Below are 18626 nucleotides of genomic sequence, written 5' to 3' on the forward strand. Positions count from 1 at the left end.
GAATTCTTAAATTAAGAATTCCTCTTCCTTTATTCTATGAAAAGAAAAGATGTGAAACGAATGACAAAAGAACATGATAATACACGTTCTATAGCTTTTACATACAAATTAATTTTAAGCATAATTGCATTCTTTCTTATTTTTATGGTGGCAATGGTATTAGGTGCTGCAGATACTTCAATAAAAGACGTATGGTTAGCACTCACTTCCTCCGCTAAAGGGGACAAAATATCTATTATTCGCGAAATACGTTTGCCACGTGAAGTTGCTGCTATTTTTGTAGGAGCTGGACTTGCTGTTTCTGGAGCAATTATGCAAGGATTAACACGAAATCCACTTGCAGATCCTGGATTACTCGGGCTATCTGGTGGAGCAAATGCTGCGCTTGCACTAACACTTGCTTTCAACCCTTCCATAAGCTATCTTTACTTAACATTAGCTTGTTTTATCGGTGCTGCCGTTGGTGCAATTATGGTATTTGGAATTGGTATGGTGAAAAAAGGCGGTCTCTCCCCTCTTCGAATTGTATTAGCTGGTGCTGCCGTTTCAGCATTTCTACTTGCAATTTCAGAAGGGGTCGGCATTTACTTCAAAATTTCACAAGATGTATCACTTTGGACTGCTGGAGGCGTAATTGGAACTACTTGGAGCCAATTGAAAGTTATTATTCCAGTCATTTCAATTAGTATCTTTATCGCTATCTTACTAGCAAAAAAACTGACAGTTCTTAGTTTCAGTGAAGAAGTAGCTATTGGACTCGGTCAAAAAATTATTGTTATTAAAACCATTCTATTTATCATTATTATCTTACTTGCAGGTGCGTCTGTAGCACTTGTCGGAAATATGGCATTTATCGGTTTAATGGTACCTCACATGGTACGCCCAATTGTCGGGCCAGATTACCGATTTGTTATACCGATGTCAGCAATTGCTGGTGCTTCCTTTATGCTACTTGCAGATACAATCGGACGTACGATTAATGCTCCGTACGAAACACCAGTTGCCGCTATTGTCGCAATTGTAGGGTTACCATTCTTCCTATTCATTGTACGTAAAGGAGGAAAAACGTTCTCATGATACCATCTATTCTCAAAAAACAACGTCTTATCATACTCGCTTTACTTATACTAACCATTACAACCATTGTAATTGGAATGGGGCTCGGTTCAGCATCTTTATCTTATGATCGACTGCTCCCAACATTAATGGGCCAAGGAACTTTTAAAGAGGAGTTTGTTTTATACTCTTTAAGACTACCTAGAATTATCATTACATTATTAGCTGGTATGGCTCTCGCTTTATCAGGAGCTATTCTGCAAGGAATTACCCGAAATGATTTAGCTGAACCTGGTATTCTCGGTATCAACTCTGGGGCCGGTGTTGCTGTTGCTATTTTCTTTTTATACTTTCCAATAGATGTAGGTTCATTTCTTTACTTACTACCTGTCGTTGGATTTATCGGAGCATTTCTAACAGCTGTTCTAATTTACGTATTTTCATATAGTAAATCAAGTGGACTTCAGCCGGTACGATTAACATTAACTGGTATCGGTTTTGCATTTGCACTATCTGGAACGATGATTGTCCTTATTTCATCCGCAGATCGTATGAAAGTAGACTTTATTTCAAAATGGATTGCAGGAAACATTTGGGGAGACGATTGGATCTTCATTTTCGCAATGCTCCCATGGTTAATCGTATTAATTCCATTTGTTTTCTATAAAGCAAATCGATTAAACATTTTAGCATTAAACGAACCAGTCGCAATTGGCGTTGGAATTGAAATTGAAAAAGAGCGTAGATATTTATTAGTTGCAGCCGTTGCACTTGCTGCTGCCGCTGTTTCTGTAACAGGAGGAATTAGCTTTATCGGACTGATGGCTCCTCATATCGCGAAATCTTTAGTAGGTCCAAGGCATCAAATCTTCATGCCTATCGCCCTTTTAATCGGCGGATGGCTATTACTATTAGCAGACACAATCGGACGAAATATCGTTGAACCTAACGGTATCCCAGCAGGTATTGTTGTCGCTTTAATTGGTGCTCCTTACTTTATGTATTTGTTGCTTAAGAAGGCGTAAAAAACACCCTCAAGAATGAAATCTTGAGGGTATTTTTATCTCCAGCATTTTATTCACTTTTATACATATCAACGCGTTTTACAAAACCATCAGCGACACTGAAATAGATAGCGTAGCCCTCCTTGCGGTATACAAGGGCATCACTATCTATCCCTTCTTCTATTCCATACGGCTCACCTAACCAACTCTTTAACTCATTTACAGGAATATTCATATGTAACCAAATTTTTTTAACTTTTGAAGGAAACATATCCAGGTTATAATCACCATAAGTAACAGTATTAGCTGCATCACAAGCTGTACACTTTGCTTCCTGTAAAGCATCAGGTGTACCAAATTCTTGTTTCACTGCAGATTGTTCTTGTCCAATCACATTCAATCCAAATGGTCCTAAATTCCCGTCAATTAAAGCTGTTTCTAGAACCTGTTTTAGTTCTTGCTTTGTTTTAACTTTAAAATTATAAGAAGAACCAGCGCTATCATTCACCGATATTGATGGAATTGACTTATCTGCATCCGATTCTTTTGCAAGAGTAGTATTTTCTTGAGAAGAACTCTTCTCTCCATTACTACGCCATACTATTTTCTCTCCATGCCAAGCACTGTTATTGTCCTCTTTCATCAAGTACATTCCACTTATACCAAATAGCATCAATATAACCATGCCAAGTGGAATATAGATTCTTTTATCTTTTTTTATAACCTGTAGTACACCTTTCACCTTATTGAAGGTCTTTGAAAGTCTTTCATTAGTTGTACAAGCGAGTAAATATTTATAGAAAGAATCCCATCCCTGTGTCTTTTTATACAATCTTTTCAAACTAATCATAACAGCGAATGGTACCTCTTGATTTTGTGATATTCGGTAAAAAGAATTTACTTTCTGACGCTTCGATTTCATAAATCGAGCAAGTAAAATAGCAAGGTATTGAGAAGAGCTAAACTCTTTTAATTCTTCACCAGGATATAAATCATGCTCATCTTTTCGTTTAACCATACGCATTTCATAGTCCAAAATCAGATTTAATTTTTGATTCTCTTTCAAACCATGATGCAAAAATTTCATTGTAAACTCAGTCTTTGTCATCAAACCTAAATTCCTAAGATCATGATCATGAACTACCATCGGTAATTGTTTAAATAACTCTGCAGTAAAGGTGATAAAAGTATCCTTTTCTTTTTCGTATAGTTCTAACGATTTGCACATAAGCGCTGCAAATTTTAATAAGTTCGCATAATATTTAATACTTTTCCCATTCTTTATAATTGTTCGTTCCATAATTGGATACTTGCTAACGTGTTGATAAAACTGGTTAGATACTTGGACTGCTTTGTCAATTTCTTTTTTCTGTAATAAAGATTGTATATGAGAAATCGTTTCTATTGCCCATGTTACTACCTGTCCTTGCTCACCTTTAATTAATTGCAATTTATAAACGTTATCTTGCAAATATAACTTTTGAAATTCTATGCCACTCTTTTTCAGCTGCTTATTAACAGTTACAAATGCGCCTCCATATAAACTCAATTGAACATACTTATAATGGGTTTTTAATTGTTCCAGATCCACCTTCAACTGTTCATTATATTTATCCCACATTTGTCGTACATTCTCTTGCGCGTTTACTATTTTTAAAGCATCTGGGTCTAATAATTTTGCAAGTCCTTTAACTAAGAAGGAGCCTCCAAACCCCATAATTAACGATGCCATTATTTGTGATACAAGCTGCACAAATTTTTTCCCTGGAAGCCTACTTTGTATATCTCTTAATAATTCTGTATATTGACCATATGCCTCATAGTAATTTTGAAAGTTTTTAATCGTGGTATCCATTGAAAGGTTCATTCTTTTCTTTAACCCCTCAAAAACATTACCTGTAAAATATAATTTTTTAAATAAATGTCCATGTTGATTTTTTGATATTTCTTCAAGAAATTCATAATACACTTTCCCTAAATATGGAAAACTTAGTATCCCCTTCAGCTCATCTCTAATTTCGCCCACCTGAGTTAATTGAAAAAAACGGGTAATATATTGTGAATACATTTCTTTATTATCTGGATTTTGTAAGGGCTTAAAGACTTCTTCTTCTAGCATTTTATTCCGTTTTTCAATACTTTCATGAATTTTTTGGAAAAGTGCCTCTCCTACTCTCTCGACAAAAGATTCAATTTCTTCTGCTACATTATGAGTAAGTTGCTCATATAATTGTTTTTTGGTTTCTAAATACAGCTCTACTGGATTATCAGCTTGCTCTTTTTCTTTTATATAACTCAAAACAGATTCCCCAACAAATCTAAAATATCTAATCCATCTACAGACGTAGACAAAATAGAACCCGCATCCGTTATATCCACAACACTATTCACTACATCTAAAGCGTCCAAATGAGTAGTATCAATCACATCTATATCTATATTCGGGGATATGAATTCTGGACTTGTATCAATTGTCATCCCTTCCCCTAGTGGATTCGAGTTCATATCATATAATTTTTCTCCCGTAGCTGTATTCATTGTTAAGCCACCTGAACTATTAGGCTGTGAGTACCCTATTATCCCTTCAACATTATCATGAAAAGTTTCCCCACCATACATATTTTGGCTAGAAGAAACGGTATGTCCACCTCCAAAATCAAAGGTCGTTCCATCATACGCATTCTCTTGAACACGAGCAATTGTTTCTCCATGACCATCCATTATAACGCCACCACCTTCAACAGGAGACGGCTGATACTCCGCGACCACTTCTCCGCTTCTGCTTTTCAAATCATATCCGCCAGTCAAATTCGGTAAAATAATCTTTTCTTCCAAACTATCATTAGTAGACTGTATTCCCTGAAATAATTGATTCATTAACATTTCACTATTCCCCAAACCTTATCCATCCCTTCATTCTCTTCACTTTATCAGTTATTCTCCCCAAAATATGTATATACTTTTCTAAACTACTTATATTTTATGCTTCTCTATCCTTAATAAAAGTTACAATATTTACCTCATTATATCATTAAATTAAATTATTCCCTTAAAAGGATTTAATATTTATAAAAAAATCTACTGCAATAGATCCTTTTCCGAATCTATCGCAATAGACAAAACACTCCATTGCTAACTACTGCTGCCCATATCCTTCAAACTTCTTCGCCAAATTCTCCATCTCGTCTTCTGGCAATAGCTTCGGTTCCCCAATGCTTTTCGTTTGATAGTAAATTTGTGCACAAAACTCAATTTCTTCTGCAACGGTAAATGCCATTTTTATATGGTTTGCACCTGCAATTAAACCGTGGTTCGCAAGTAAAACAGCACGACGATCAATCATCCCTTCGAAAGCCGCCTCTGCTAATTGCTTCGTACCAAATGTTTCATACGGTGCACAGCGAACATTAGGACCTGCGAAAGCAATTAAATACGATACTGCGGGCAGTTCCCATCCTAATGATGCAATCGTCTTCGCATAAGGAGAATGTGTATGCACAAGCGCATTTATATCTTCACGCTTTCTATAATAAATAAGGTGCATATCGAGTTCGCTTGATGGTTTTCTCTCTCCCTCTACTACATCGCCATCTAAGTTTAATATAACTACATCTTCAGGCTTCGTTTCATAATAATCTAAACCACTTGGGCTAATGGCAACAAGACCTTGCTCCCGATTGAAAATACTAATATTACCGCCTGTCCCCTTTGTTAAACCGCTAGAAATCATTTTCTTTCCATACGCTACAATTTCTTCTCTCTCTTTTTGTAATAACATATACATCCCCCTAAGTATGAAGCTTATGATGACTGACTTTTGAGATCTATCCACTTATTGAAATAGCTTTTTTAAGTTTTCCGTAAACGGTGCTTTTACAATGCCTTTTTCCGTAATAATCGCTGTTACATTTTCATGTGGCGTGACATCAAATGCTGGATTATATACTTTACTTTCTTTCGGAGCAGAATATTGTCCGAAGCGATTAATTACTTCAGAAGCATCTCTTTCCTCGATTGGAATTTCTTTTCCTGTCGGTGTTTTTAAGTCGATTGTCGGCGTTGGTGCCGCTACATAAAACGGAATGTTATAGTATTTCGCTAAAATAGATACGCCTAATGTTCCAATTTTATTTGCTATATCACCATTTGCTGCCACACGGTCGCATCCAACGATTACCGCATCAATCTTCCCTTGTGACATAACCATAGCTGCCATATTATCCGTAATGACAGTGACGTCAATTCCTGCTCGCTGTAGTTCTAATGCTGTTAACGTTGAACCTTGTAATCTAGGACGTGTCTCATCTGAATAGATTTTTAAGTCCCATCCTTTTTCTTTCGCTAAGTACATCGGAGCTGTTGCAGTACCATACTTAGTCGTCGCTAACGCACCCGCATTACAATGTGTTAATACTCCCATTCCATCATGGAATAACGTTAATGCATGTTCTCCAATTTGACGGTTAATCTCTTCATCTTCTCTATGAATCTCTTTTGCCTCTTCTAGTAATCTATCTTTCAACTGTGTGATTGATAGATGAGTATGATCTGTCGCTACACTTTCCATTCTTTCAAGTGCCCAAAATAAGTTTACTGCTGTCGGTCTTGATGTGGCCAAATATGCACATACCCTTTTTACTTCATCAATAAATTCAGCTTCCGTACTTTCAACAAATTCCTTTATCCCTAAATACACACCGTAAGCTGCTGAAACACCAATCGCTGGCGCACCTCTTACTTTCATTACTTGAATGGCATCCCACACACCTTCAGCTGTCTTGAAAGATTCATAGACAACCTCATTCGGTAATAATGTTTGATCTAATAAAACTAAAGCATCATCTTTCCACTGGATTGGTATTAATTGCTCTTCCATCATCTTCTCCCCTTACTTCGCGTAGTGCGTTGACTGTTCTTTTAACGTTTCTACAAAGCTTGTACCTGTTTTATATTGATTCGCTCGTAAAATAAATTTCTTCGCTACTTGAAGACAAATACGTTCCGCTCTAGCACGTGCTTCCTCATTCTCAATGCAAGTAATATCTTTTACTTTCGCTAGCCCAACAATACGACGAATTAACTCCAGTCCCGTCACCGCAGCCGTATCCTCTAATACAGATTGTAAATAGATTTCGTTAAAGCCTTCTTCCTTCGCCATAATCTCTGTCACATGAATATCCCAAGCGTCTAAAAACTTCTTCTTAAATAAATCAATTACCTGTATTATTGTCGATTGTAACCAATCCATATACGTATCTTTCTCGGCTCCAGTTGACATTGTCGCATCTGCATTCACCCAAGCAAACATTAAATTCGCCATTACATTCCCAATGTCATAGCCCATTGGTCCATAAAAAGCAAACTCAGGATCAATTACCTTTGTGGAATCATTTTTTACAAAAACAGAACCAGTATGCAAATCACCGTGAATAAGCGCCTGTGCATTCGTCATAAAAGAAAACTTAAGTTTAGCTACTTCTATACGAAGCTCTTTATCACTATAAATATGTTCTCTAATCCACCCTTCATTTAACAGAAATAACTCATTACGCTTATTATGATTTGTAAATGGCTCAGCGTATACGAGGTCTTCTGTAATCTCACATAACTCAGGATTTATATAATTCTTCACAAGTTCCTTCTTCTCTTTATGATTCATTACAACATCCGATGTTAATAAGAGTGTATTTACCATAAAGGTAGTTAAATCATCCGCAAGCCTCGGAAATATTTCATGATTTATAAGTGCTGTACGTAATATTGTGTGATCCGATAAGTCCTCCATTACGCAACAATTCATCACACTATCAAACAAATACACCTTCGGAACAAGTCCAGGGGCTAACTCTTCCTCTAACTGCAAAACATCTGATTCTATACGAATACGATTCGTCGACAACTTAAACTCATCTGAAATACGTGCTGTATCCCCAGCTTGCTTTACAATGACAGAAATGTTCTTCTGTTCATCCCAAACGCGGAATACATAATTTAAATTACCATCGCCTATTTCTTTACACTGTAACCCCTTTGCATGTTCAAACTTACATAATTTCTCTTTCACATATACAATCACATCGCTAGCTTCCATTAAAAAATACTTCGTGAACTTAGACATGGTTTCCCCTCCACACTAATTGTAAGCGTTTTCTAAAAGCTATAAAAAATAATAGGATTAAATCTTTCATCCTATAATATATGTTCTTCTTTTTGAAATGTATATCTAGGTTTTATTATATCTTGTTAATATCTTGAGTCAATGTTTCTATATCATTGCAATATGCTTCCTAATTATATATTTGAGAGGACAAAAATTGTTCAAAAAGATTCTAGTTCATTTTATTTTATTTATCACACAATTCTTTGTAAAATAAAAATACGCAGTTCCTTTTCAAAAAGACAACTTCTAAGAAATATTTCCTTCCTAAGAATTTATACTTACATCATATCTCTAACATACACACTACTCTTTCAAGCACTCATTGAAAATTTATAAACTTAAAATTACCTTTCCATTCCCTGTTATCCTTAATTGAGAATAAATATTAATTAAATTGATATAAAGTTCGTTTATTCGCTTGACAAAATAACCACTTCTATATGATAATTAATATCGAATTAGAATTATTATAGTTAATTAAAAAATATATTTTATGAGCACACTATTTTTTGATGCTCAAAACCAACATTTAGGAGGAATTTTAATATGTTATTAATCGGCACAGAAGTAAAACCGTTTAAAGCTAATGCTTACCATAATGGAGAATTTATCCAAGTTACTGACGAAAGTTTAAAAGGAAAATGGAGTGTAGTTTGTTTCTACCCAGCTGACTTCACATTCGTTTGCCCAACTGAACTTGAAGACTTACAAAACCAATATGCAACTCTTAAAGAGTTAGGCGTTGAAGTATACTCTGTATCTACAGACACTCACTTCACTCACAAAGCATGGCATGATAGCTCAGAAACTATCGGTAAAATCGAGTACATCATGATTGGTGACCCAACTCGCACAATCACTACAAACTTCAACGTTTTAATGGAAGAAGAAGGTCTTGCTGCTCGCGGTACATTCATCATCGATCCAGACGGCGTTATCCAATCTATGGAAATCAATGCTGACGGTATCGGCCGTGACGCAAGCATTCTTGTTAACAAAATTAAAGCAGCTCAATACGTACGTAACAACCCAGGTGAAGTTTGCCCAGCTAAATGGCAAGAGGGTTCTGCTACACTTAAACCAAGCCTTGACCTTGTAGGCAAAATCTAAGGAGTTCGATCAAAATGATACTAGATGCAGATATAAAAACACAACTATCCCAATATCTTCAATTAATGGAGAACGATATTTTACTTAAAGTAAGCGCAGGAGACGATGACGTATCTAAAGATATGTTAGCTCTAGTAGACGAATTAGCTACTATGTCATCTAAGATTACAGTAGAAAAAGTTGAATTAGAGAGAACACCAAGCTTTAGCGTAAACCGCCCTGGTGAAGACACTGGTGTCGTATTCGCTGGTATTCCATTAGGACACGAATTTACTTCATTAGTGTTAGCTTTACTACAAGTAAGTGGACGCGCTCCAAAAGTTGAACAAAAATTAATCGATCAAATTAAAAACATTCAAGGCGAATATCATTTTGAATCTTATATCAGCCTAAGTTGTCATAACTGTCCTGATGTTGTACAAGCTCTTAACGTAATGAGCGTTCTTAACTCTGGTATTACACATACTATGATTGATGGCGCTGCATTCAAAGAGGAAGTAGAAAGCAAAGACATCATGGCAGTACCAACAGTTTTCCTAAACGGCGAATCTTTCGGCAGCGGTCGTATGACACTTGAAGAAATTTTAGCTAAAATGGGTAACGGTCCAGATGCATCAGAGCTTTCTGATAAAGATCCATACGATGTTCTTGTTGTTGGTGGCGGCCCTGCTGGTGCAAGTGCAGCAATTTATGCAGCACGTAAAGGAATCCGCACTGGTATCGTTGCTGAGCGCTTCGGTGGTCAAGTAATGGATACTATGGGCATTGAGAACTTCATCAGTGTAAAACGCACTGAAGGTCCTAAGCTAGTGGCAAGCCTTGAAGAGCACGTTAAAGAATACGACATCGATGTAATGAATCTACAACGTGCGAAACGTTTAGAGAAAAAAGAACTTATTGAAGTGGAACTTGAAAACGGCGCTATTCTGAAAAGTAAAAGCGTAATCGTTTCAACAGGTGCTCGCTGGCGTAATGTTGGCGTACCAGGTGAAGCTGAGTTCAAAAATAAAGGTGTAGCATACTGCCCACACTGTGACGGTCCATTATTCACTGGAAAAGACGTAGCAGTTATCGGTGGAGGTAACTCTGGTATTGAAGCAGCTATCGACTTAGCAGGTATTGTTAAGCACGTAACTGTTCTTGAATTCATGCCAGAATTAAAAGCTGATGCTGTATTACAAGAACGTCTTAACAGCTTACCAAACGTAACTGTTCTGAAAAACGTTCAAACGAAAGAAATTACTGGTACTGATAAAGTAAACGGTATTTCTTACATCGATCGTGAAACTGAAGAAGTTCATCACGTTGAATTACAAGGTGTATTCGTACAAATCGGTCTTGTGCCAAACACAGACTGGTTAGGCGAAACAGTTGAACGCGTTCGCGGTGAAATCGTAACAGACAAGCACGGCGCTACAAACGTACCAGGAGTGTTTGCTGCAGGTGACTGTACAAATAATCCGTACAAACAAATCATCATCTCTATGGGTTCAGGTGCAAACGCAGCTTTAGGTGCATTTGATTACTTAATCCGTAACTAATTATATAGACGTGAGTAAAAGAAGCATTACCAATTAGGTAATGCTTCTTTTTATTACAATGTATTTACGTAGTCGTCAAAATCCTTCCAACATAGTATTGTATACGGCGGCCCTATATCTAATACTACTTTTACATCCTCTGCCACTACTTGGATTCTTTTTAATGTGCTGTCTCTTTTTCCAGCCGGATAAATAGCAAGTTTTACAACTTCCGGTTTTCCACCCTCATAAATCTTTATTTTCAATTCTAATTGGTCTATTTCTTCTTTTGAAGGAATCTCTTTTCCTTCCCAATCACACATTTCAAATAGAGGATATCGATCTCCATGCCATTCCTCAACAATCTTAATGACTTTAAGGATAATATAATTCCCTGATACTAATTCATAACTAACAGCATCCCCCGCTTTTAAAGAAGTATTAGCTATAAATCTCTTCGGTACTTTTTTCGCTTCTGGCTGAGGAGAATTTAACTGCTCTCTTAATTTATTTAAAACTACTTCACGTTTCTTCTGTAATTTAGGTTCTTCTTCCCAGCGAGCTAAATCTGCACCGCTCTCTATTATTTGCAATGCCTCCTGTTTAACATTCTCTTGAAGTCTTCCTAACTTCCATTGCACGGAAGAAAATATTAACCAAAAAACAATCAGCTCTTCATCATCTAGTTCATGCTGGTACCCTTCAATTACAATCCTACTTGCTTCCTCATTCGAATAATCGTTTCCTAACAAATCCTTATACAGTAACTTAATATCTTCAGCAATATCGTCTGATAATATCGCTACTCCCCAAGCACCCATACATTAACACTCCAATCTATACACTAAAAACCTCTCATTTCCATTCTTCTCATAAGCACCTGGCAATCTAACTTCTTTCTTCAGCTCAAACGCAGTCTGATTTTCTAAGAAGAAAATATAGTCCTCAGAAGGATAATACAAAATAATATCCACTTCTCTCTCTATTTCCTCTACCGAAAGCAAAATGTTATTGACTACATTCATAAACACTTGTACAGAAAATGGATTAAAGAAATAAAAACGGTTATCGCGTGGATCAATCTCATATTCCTGCGCTAAACAACATTGGAATTGAATTTTCCCCTTACTGTTTCGTGCCTTTCGTTCATAACGATCTCGATTATCAATCGCTTCTTTATAAAACTCTTCATTCATTTCAATTCCAACCGCTGAAGCACCACATTTATGATGCATATAAAAGTTTAATCGCCCTTTTCCGCATCCAAAGTCTACAATTCGGTCGCTACTTCGTATTTCATATTGATTCAATAACTCATCTAACCCGCTATACGGCGTCGGTTCATAGCGATGATAATGCATAGACTTGTTAAATCCTTTTTGCTCACCGACTGTTTTTATATGTAAAACTGCATCGTAATATTGTTCATTCATTCGTTTTCTCCTATTAAGAAATGGTACTTATTATTATACACCATGTACTGGATGCTCATTTTTCATCAAATTAATAGGTACGTGAAATTATATCGACGATTTTCTCAATATATCTATCGTAATTTCAAATATATCAACGATTTTTTCAATATATCGACGTTTCGACAAAGGATATTGACTTAACGACAAATTTCTACAAAAAAACAGGAGCTCCCTAGCCCCTGTCTTCTAACACTTTCAATACAGTTTGTTTTAATATTTCTACCCCATCCATAATACAACTATGATCGAACTTCATATACGGATGGTGTAATCCAGGTTGTAGGTCTGCTCCTAATCCAAGCATGACAGCTTTTAAATGTGGTCTCTTCACTGTGTAGTAATGGAAATCATCGCTTCCTGTCGTATAAAGTGGTCCCGTACATTTATCTTCCCCATACACTTCAAGAATGCCTTTACGCATAAACCGCTCAGCTTCTTCTGAAACTTCAGCTCCTGGCGCGAGATCAATCCACTCATATGAAGTTTTCGATCCCATCGATGCAGCTGATTCTATGACATGCTCTATTTTTTTCTTCAATTCTTCTAATAATGTATTACTCTCCGCTCTGACATCTAAGCTAAAATGCCCGTTACCCGGAATAATATTTAAATTATCACCACCAGCTTGGCACCTCGTCATCTTTACTGAATAGGAACTTTGCGGTGGTAGCCATATGTTTTTCAAACCGATATTAATCATGGAAATAACATCAATCGCATTTATCCCTTGATGTGGGCGTGCTCCATGTGCATCTTCTCCGTGAATCATACCCTCTAAAAATCCTGCTGCTCCGTGACGAATTGATGGGGCAGCCTGTTTCAAAGATAGTTCTTCAATCGGGCGCAAATGAACACCGAATAGGAAATCCGCATCATCCACAGCACCTTTCTCTACCATTTTTAAAGCGCCATTCCCTTTCTCTTCTGCTGGCTGAAAAATAAATCTAACTGTACCACTTTTCCATCTCATATTCTTTAATTGTAAAATAAGTCCCATTACAATCGTCATATGAGCATCGTGACCACACGAATGATTCGCTTTAAATTCTCCATTCACTTCTTGCCAAAGTGCATCCATATCAGCGCGAATCGCAATAACAGGATTTCCGCTTCCAATTTCAGCAATCACCCCTGGGCAATCATCAAATATTTTATATGAAATTCCTTCTTCTTTTAAAAAGTTAGTAATATACGCTGTCGTTTCATACTCTTTCCAACTCACTTCAGGGTTTTCATGTAAATGCTGAAAAATTTCAGTTAAACGCTCTTGTAGTTCTAATGTTTTCAAAGCTACATTCTCCTTCCCAAATTCCAAACCATTCAGGTTAATTATACTTATGAAAAACAGATGTTTTTATGAACATATTGAATTTTAAGAAAAAAGTCAATTATTTATTTTTAAACACTAAAAAAGCTTACTCTACATCTATATTACAAACTAAACAAACAACTAGAATATTACTTATTTTCTGTCTTTTTTGTTGACGCTTACATATATTTTTAGTTATCATAACCTAATAAACGTCTATTTTACGACAATTCTAAAAATACAAACAAACATACATAACAAGGAGGACATTTATGAAAAAAGAAATACCTTTTGGTGTAGCCATGATCCCTATTATCATTACAGTTGCAGTTATGATGGTTACAATTGTTGTATTAAAACAAAGCCCTCACGTCCCACTTATTATCGGTACAACCGTTGCTTCCATCGTCGCTTGGCGTTACGGTTACAAATGGAACGACATTGAAGAAGCGATGTATAAAGGAATTCGCCTCGCATTACCCGCTATCGTTATCATTATTCTAGTAGGTTTAACGATTGGTGCCTGGATTGGTGGTGGAATCGTCGCAACAATGATTTATTACGGTTTAAATCTATTAACACCATCACTATTTTTAGTTTCAATTACAATTATTTGTTCTATTGTTGCATTAGCTATTGGTAGCTCTTGGTCTACAATGGGAACAATTGGTGTTGCAGGAATGGGTATTGGCCTAAGTATGGGAATCCCAGCTCCAATGGTTGCCGGTGCTATCATTTCCGGTTCTTATTTCGGCGATAAAATGTCACCGCTTTCAGACACAACAAACTTAGCCGCAGGATTAACAAATACAGATTTATTCACACATATTCGTCATATGTTATTTACTACAATTCCAGGTTTAATTATTACTCTTATCGTTTACGCCTTCTTAGGAAGAAGCTTTGGCGCTAACAATATCGATGCAAAAAGCATCGAGCAAACATTACAAGTATTGCAACAAAACTTTGTTATCTCACCTTTCCTATTAATCATACCTGTAGTCGTTATGGTATTGGTCGCTAAAAAAGTTCCTGCTATACCAGCTATTCTCGTAGGTATTATTTTAGGATTTTTATCACAAGTCTTTATTCAAGGTGGTTCTGTCTCATCAGCTGTCGCTGCACTCCAAAGTGGATTTGTCATAGACACTGGCAACAAGCTAGTAGACGAGCTATTTAATCGTGGTGGTTTAAGCTCTATGATGAATACCGTCTCTATGACAATTGTCGCTATGACTTTCGGAGGAGTATTAGAACATACAGGTATTCTTCGCTCCATTGTAAATCAAATTTTAAAATTAGCGACATCAGCAAAAGGTCTTATCGCTTCAACTATCGCATCTTGCTTTGCAACAAATCTTACTTGCTCTGAACAATATATTTCGATTGTTGTTCCTTCAAGAATGTACGCGAATGCATACACAGAAAAAGGACTACATTCTAAAAATTTATCCAGAGCATTAGAAGATGGAGGAACATTAACTTCTGTTTTTGTACCTTGGAATACATGCGGTGTATTTATACTCGCAACACTCGGCGTAGGTGCTTTCGAATATGCTCCTTATGCTATATTGAATTTCATCGTACCTATTATCTCGATTATTTACGGTATAACTGGTCTCACAATTACAAAACTATCTGACATTGAAAAAGCGGAACTACTAAAAAAACAAAACGCTCAATTAGAAGCTTAAAGATAACGGTAAATTCAGTTCATATATTGCGCGAGGACGCCCTTGTTGATAAGGCATTTCCTCGCCGCAAATATGAACATACCCATAATCAACTAGTTTCTTTAATAACCTTTCTGTTGATCGCCGAGTCACTTGTAAGTATTCAGAAAGATCTGCTGCTGTAAACTTTAATGACGGATGTGATTGACTAAATTGAATAATTTTTGATAAATTTGCTGGGCTAAGTTTCGTTTCCTTCGCTATTTTCATTAGTTCCGGATTGTCATTCTTCAAACTTTGTACTCTCTGTTCTTTCGGGAACGGACCAAATAGTTCTTTATCACTTGTTAGTATATAAAAACAGTGGTCTATTGGATTATTCTTCGCGAAACCTTGGGCGATTTTAGCATTTTGCTCCGCTTCTTTCACAGTTTTTCCGTAACCAAATCCAATAGCTATCGTTCCTTCTACGCTCGCAAACAAGTTATCTATCGCATTTGTTTTAATAATCGATTCGATATCACCACGAGTTGTATACAAAATGCATGTCATTTCATCCACTTGTTTAAATGAACCACGTAGTTCTTTTGAAATGACATCTAGTTTTTCAAGCAAATTCGTTCGTAATTCTAAAGAAGAAATAATACAAGCACCAACAGTAGCTGAATGGCTTCTTGCTAACTCAGCTTTTATTTTTGCATCTTTTAACCCTTGTATAATGGATTGCTTCGGATCTATCATACGTTCTGAAGGAATACCTATTTTTTGAAGTTCATCATAGACAGCGTGAATACTAGTTAAAGCTAAATGAGCTTCTCCAGATTGATATTTAGCTACATGAAAATCAATAACTCTATTTATTTCATCTTTACTCCACAGCATATTTTCATAATCAAACACTTGTGGACTTTCTTTTATGCCAATATCATGGAACACATTTATAATGAATGAACGGTCTACTAAATCAATTGAAATTTTATGTGGTTGAACCCCTTGGTGATACATGACAGAAAGAATGGAAGATGCGACAGTCGTCTCGTCTTGCTGTAAGTACGTACTTGGAATTCGTAATTGTTCTCTTACTTCTTTTGCCATATAATAAGGTAAAGCACCTGAGAAAAAGATGAAATCACAAGGCTTTAAACGCTTTAATAGTTCAGAAGATTCTGCCGGATGAAGGTAAACATATGGATCAATTTCTATTTCTTCTAGTTTATGAGCAATAGGTAAAAGTGTCTCCATAAACTCTTTTGAACCGACAACTGCAATTTTTATCATCATTTCTCTAACTCCTTATCATTAATTAACGACTATTTAACGTCAACTATATCAAATGTACAAAACTATTGTAAACAGGAAGGGGTTTCTACCTAATGAAAATTAAAGCTATTCATCTTTATGCAATTCGTTTACCGCTTCGCGATCCATTTGTTATTAGTTATGGTTCTTATTCTGATATGCCTTCTATTATCGTCAAAATGGAAACAGACGAAGGCATTATCGGTTATGGTGAAGGCGTCGCTGATGATCACGTTACAGGCGAATCGTGGGAAAGTACTTTCCATACTTTAAAGCATACACTAGCTCCTGCTCTTATCGGGCAAAATCCAATGAATATAGAAAAAATACACGATATGATGGACAATACAATTTACGGTGTTCCAACAGCGAAGGCTGCTATTGATATTGCTTGTTTTGATATAATGGGTAAAAAATTAAATCAACCTGTATATCAATTAATTGGTGGACGATACCATGAAGAATTTCCTATCACTCACGTATTAAGTATCGCAGATCCAGAAGAAATGGCCGAAGAAGCTGCTTCCATGATTCAAAAAGGTTACCAATCTTTCAAAATGAAAGTCGGTACAAATGTAAAAGAAGATGTAAAAAGAATTGAAGCGGTACGTGAACGTGTAGGAAATGATATTGCGATTCGTGTTGATGTAAACCAAGGTTGGAAAAATAGCGCCAACACATTAACAGCACTTCGTTCATTAGGTCATTTAAACATCGACTGGATTGAACAGCCTGTTATCGCAGACGATATTGACGCAATGGCTCACATTCGTTCGAAAACAGACCTTCCGCTTATGATTGATGAAGGATTAAAAGGTTCTCGTGAAATGCGCCAAATTATTAAATTAGACGCGGCTGATAAAGTAAATATAAAACTAATGAAATGCGGTGGCATATATCCCGCTGTAAAACTCGCTCACCAAGCAGAAATGGCCGGCATCGAATGCCAAGTTGGATCCATGGTCGAATCATCCGTTGCCTCTTCCGCAGGATTCCATGTCGCTTTCTCGAAAAAAATCATTACGAGCGTCGAGCTAACAGGTCCATTAAAGTTCACGAAAGACATCGGAAACTTACATTACGACGTACCATTTATTCGCTTAAACGAAAAGCCAGGACTCGGCATTGAAATAAATGAGGATATCCTGCAAGAACTCACCGTCTTTCAAGACAGTGTACGCTAAAGGAGGGCTAACGCATGACAGTTCTATACGAGGGCAGATTAAAACAAAATAACGAGCTATTTCACGTTACATTACTATCACTAGAGCACATCGAACAAATTTTATTATTACAAAACGTTGTAGTTGAAGCACTAGAAGATAAAAGTCGTCTACAACCACTCTCCCAAGAAGAATTTCAATACATTCTAGAAGGAAACGGCATGATGATCGGTGCTTTTATCGAAAACGAACTCATCGCATTTCGTGCCCTACTCGTCCCTCCTATCGACGATGAACATTTAGGACTTGATATTGGCTTACCAGAAAGTGAACTGCACCGCGTCATCTATCAAGAAATCTCAAATGTTCATCCGAACTGCCGAGGCAATGGTATGCAAAAAATATTAGCGACAGTCATCATGGATGAATTACAAAAAGAAGATAGCAAATACGACTACGTTTGCTGCACCGTTGCACCTTTTAACATTCCGAGTTTAAAAGATAAGTTCGCACAAGGGATGGAAATTGCTGCACTGAAGGAGAAGTATGGTGGTAGTCTGCGGTATGTTTTTGTGAAGGAATTGCGTGAGGACAATGAAAGGGATTGGACGGATATTAAAAGCGTTCCAATGAACAATGCTGGTGGACAACAGGCGTTGCTTTCGGAAGGGTATCGTGGGTTTGAGATGGAGAAGGTAGATGGAGATTTTATTGTGAAGTTTGGACGATAATTGCTACGCCAGAAAAAAAGGAGATGTCTGCTGTAACATCTCCTTTTGCTTTCTCTTCCTTGAACATATCGACCGCAACCCCAAATATATCAGCGGTTTTCCAAATATATCAGCGATTTTTGAAAT

The 18626-nt window shown here is 36.7% G+C and carries 16 protein-coding genes; 7 read left to right on the forward strand and 9 right to left on the reverse strand.

The window, feature by feature from the left end; all coding sequences use genetic code 11:
- Positions 1-36 precede the first annotated feature (36 nt).
- Together RCJ96_RS21610 and RCJ96_RS21615 are read left to right on the forward strand one after the other, a co-directional pair.
- Positions 37-1077 carry a FecCD family ABC transporter permease gene (locus tag RCJ96_RS21610; RefSeq protein WP_000823046.1) on the forward strand — a complete coding sequence of 347 codons (1041 nt, stop codon included), beginning with the start codon at positions 37-39 and terminating at the stop codon, positions 1075-1077.
- The gene (locus tag RCJ96_RS21615; RefSeq protein WP_416504459.1) at positions 1074-2081 is read left to right on the forward strand and encodes a FecCD family ABC transporter permease; all 1008 of its coding nucleotides are present in this window, start codon (positions 1074-1076) and stop codon (positions 2079-2081) included. Before RCJ96_RS21610 ends, RCJ96_RS21615 begins: the two co-directional genes overlap by 4 nt.
- Before the next feature lie 49 nt (positions 2082-2130).
- Here the strand turns inward: RCJ96_RS21615 and RCJ96_RS21620 are convergent, their stop codons facing one another.
- From RCJ96_RS21620 to mtnK, 5 genes are all read right to left on the reverse strand, one after another.
- Positions 2131-4359, reverse strand: a complete 2229-nt coding sequence (locus tag RCJ96_RS21620) for an S-layer protein (RefSeq protein ID WP_416504458.1) — start codon at positions 4357-4359, stop codon at positions 2131-2133.
- Positions 4356-4943, reverse strand: a complete 588-nt coding sequence (locus RCJ96_RS21625) for a hypothetical protein (RefSeq protein WP_000928931.1) — start codon at positions 4941-4943, stop codon at positions 4356-4358. The genes RCJ96_RS21620 and RCJ96_RS21625 overlap by 4 nt, the downstream gene beginning before the upstream one ends.
- A gap of 253 nt (positions 4944-5196) precedes the next feature.
- Entirely contained in the window at positions 5197-5838 is a 642-nt protein-coding gene (locus RCJ96_RS21630) for an L-fuculose-phosphate aldolase (RefSeq protein WP_000926545.1), read from the reverse strand.
- A gap of 54 nt (positions 5839-5892) precedes the next feature.
- A complete protein-coding gene (gene mtnA, locus RCJ96_RS21635) occupies positions 5893-6939 on the reverse strand; it encodes an S-methyl-5-thioribose-1-phosphate isomerase (protein ID WP_074606184.1) in 1047 nt (348 codons plus the stop codon).
- Between the two features lie 9 nt (positions 6940-6948).
- Positions 6949-8178: an S-methyl-5-thioribose kinase gene (gene mtnK / locus RCJ96_RS21640; RefSeq protein WP_074606182.1), complete on the reverse strand. Its 1230-nt coding sequence runs from the start codon at positions 8176-8178 to the stop codon at positions 6949-6951.
- A 588-nt stretch (positions 8179-8766) separates the two neighbouring features.
- Between mtnK and ahpC the strand changes: the two genes are divergently transcribed.
- Entirely contained in the window at positions 8767-9330 is a 564-nt protein-coding gene (gene ahpC / locus RCJ96_RS21645; RefSeq protein WP_000924422.1) for an alkyl hydroperoxide reductase subunit C, read from the forward strand.
- Positions 9331-9344: 14 nt separating this feature from the next.
- The gene (gene ahpF / locus RCJ96_RS21650) at positions 9345-10871 is read left to right on the forward strand and encodes an alkyl hydroperoxide reductase subunit F (protein WP_000599492.1); all 1527 of its coding nucleotides are present in this window, start codon (positions 9345-9347) and stop codon (positions 10869-10871) included.
- A gap of 53 nt (positions 10872-10924) precedes the next feature.
- On the opposite strand, the gene RCJ96_RS21655 is transcribed toward ahpF, so the two are convergent.
- The 3 genes from RCJ96_RS21655 to RCJ96_RS21665 all read right to left on the reverse strand — a co-directional run bounded on the left by RCJ96_RS21655 (position 10925) and on the right by RCJ96_RS21665 (position 13613).
- Positions 10925-11671 carry a hypothetical protein gene (locus RCJ96_RS21655; protein WP_270795306.1) on the reverse strand — a complete coding sequence of 249 codons (747 nt, stop codon included), beginning with the start codon at positions 11669-11671 and terminating at the stop codon, positions 10925-10927.
- Between the two features lie 3 nt (positions 11672-11674).
- Entirely contained in the window at positions 11675-12283 is a 609-nt protein-coding gene (locus RCJ96_RS21660; RefSeq protein ID WP_416504457.1) for an SAM-dependent methyltransferase, read from the reverse strand.
- A gap of 214 nt (positions 12284-12497) precedes the next feature.
- Positions 12498-13613 (reverse strand): M20 peptidase aminoacylase family protein, encoded by a 1116-nt coding sequence (locus tag RCJ96_RS21665; RefSeq protein ID WP_048557692.1) that lies wholly within the window; start codon positions 13611-13613, stop codon positions 12498-12500.
- A 293-nt stretch (positions 13614-13906) separates the two neighbouring features.
- Here RCJ96_RS21665 and nhaC point away from each other — a divergent pair, with 293 nt between their 5' ends.
- The gene (nhaC, locus tag RCJ96_RS21670; protein WP_076869045.1) at positions 13907-15328 is read left to right on the forward strand and encodes a Na+/H+ antiporter NhaC; all 1422 of its coding nucleotides are present in this window, start codon (positions 13907-13909) and stop codon (positions 15326-15328) included.
- Here the strand turns inward: nhaC and RCJ96_RS21675 are convergent.
- Positions 15317-16588 (reverse strand): transcriptional regulator, encoded by a 1272-nt coding sequence (locus RCJ96_RS21675; protein ID WP_270795309.1) that lies wholly within the window; start codon positions 16586-16588, stop codon positions 15317-15319. The genes nhaC and RCJ96_RS21675 overlap by 12 nt on opposite strands.
- A gap of 92 nt (positions 16589-16680) precedes the next feature.
- Between RCJ96_RS21675 and RCJ96_RS21680 the strand changes: the two genes are divergently transcribed.
- Positions 16681-17790, forward strand: a complete 1110-nt coding sequence (locus RCJ96_RS21680; protein ID WP_074606177.1) for a mandelate racemase/muconate lactonizing enzyme family protein — start codon at positions 16681-16683, stop codon at positions 17788-17790.
- Between the two features lie 14 nt (positions 17791-17804).
- Complete coding sequence (locus RCJ96_RS21685) at positions 17805-18500, forward strand: N-acetyltransferase (protein WP_074606175.1); 696 nt, start codon at positions 17805-17807, stop codon at positions 18498-18500.
- The last annotated feature ends 126 nt before the right edge of the window (positions 18501-18626 follow it).

This window comes from Bacillus sp. BSL6, assembly GCF_052928345.1.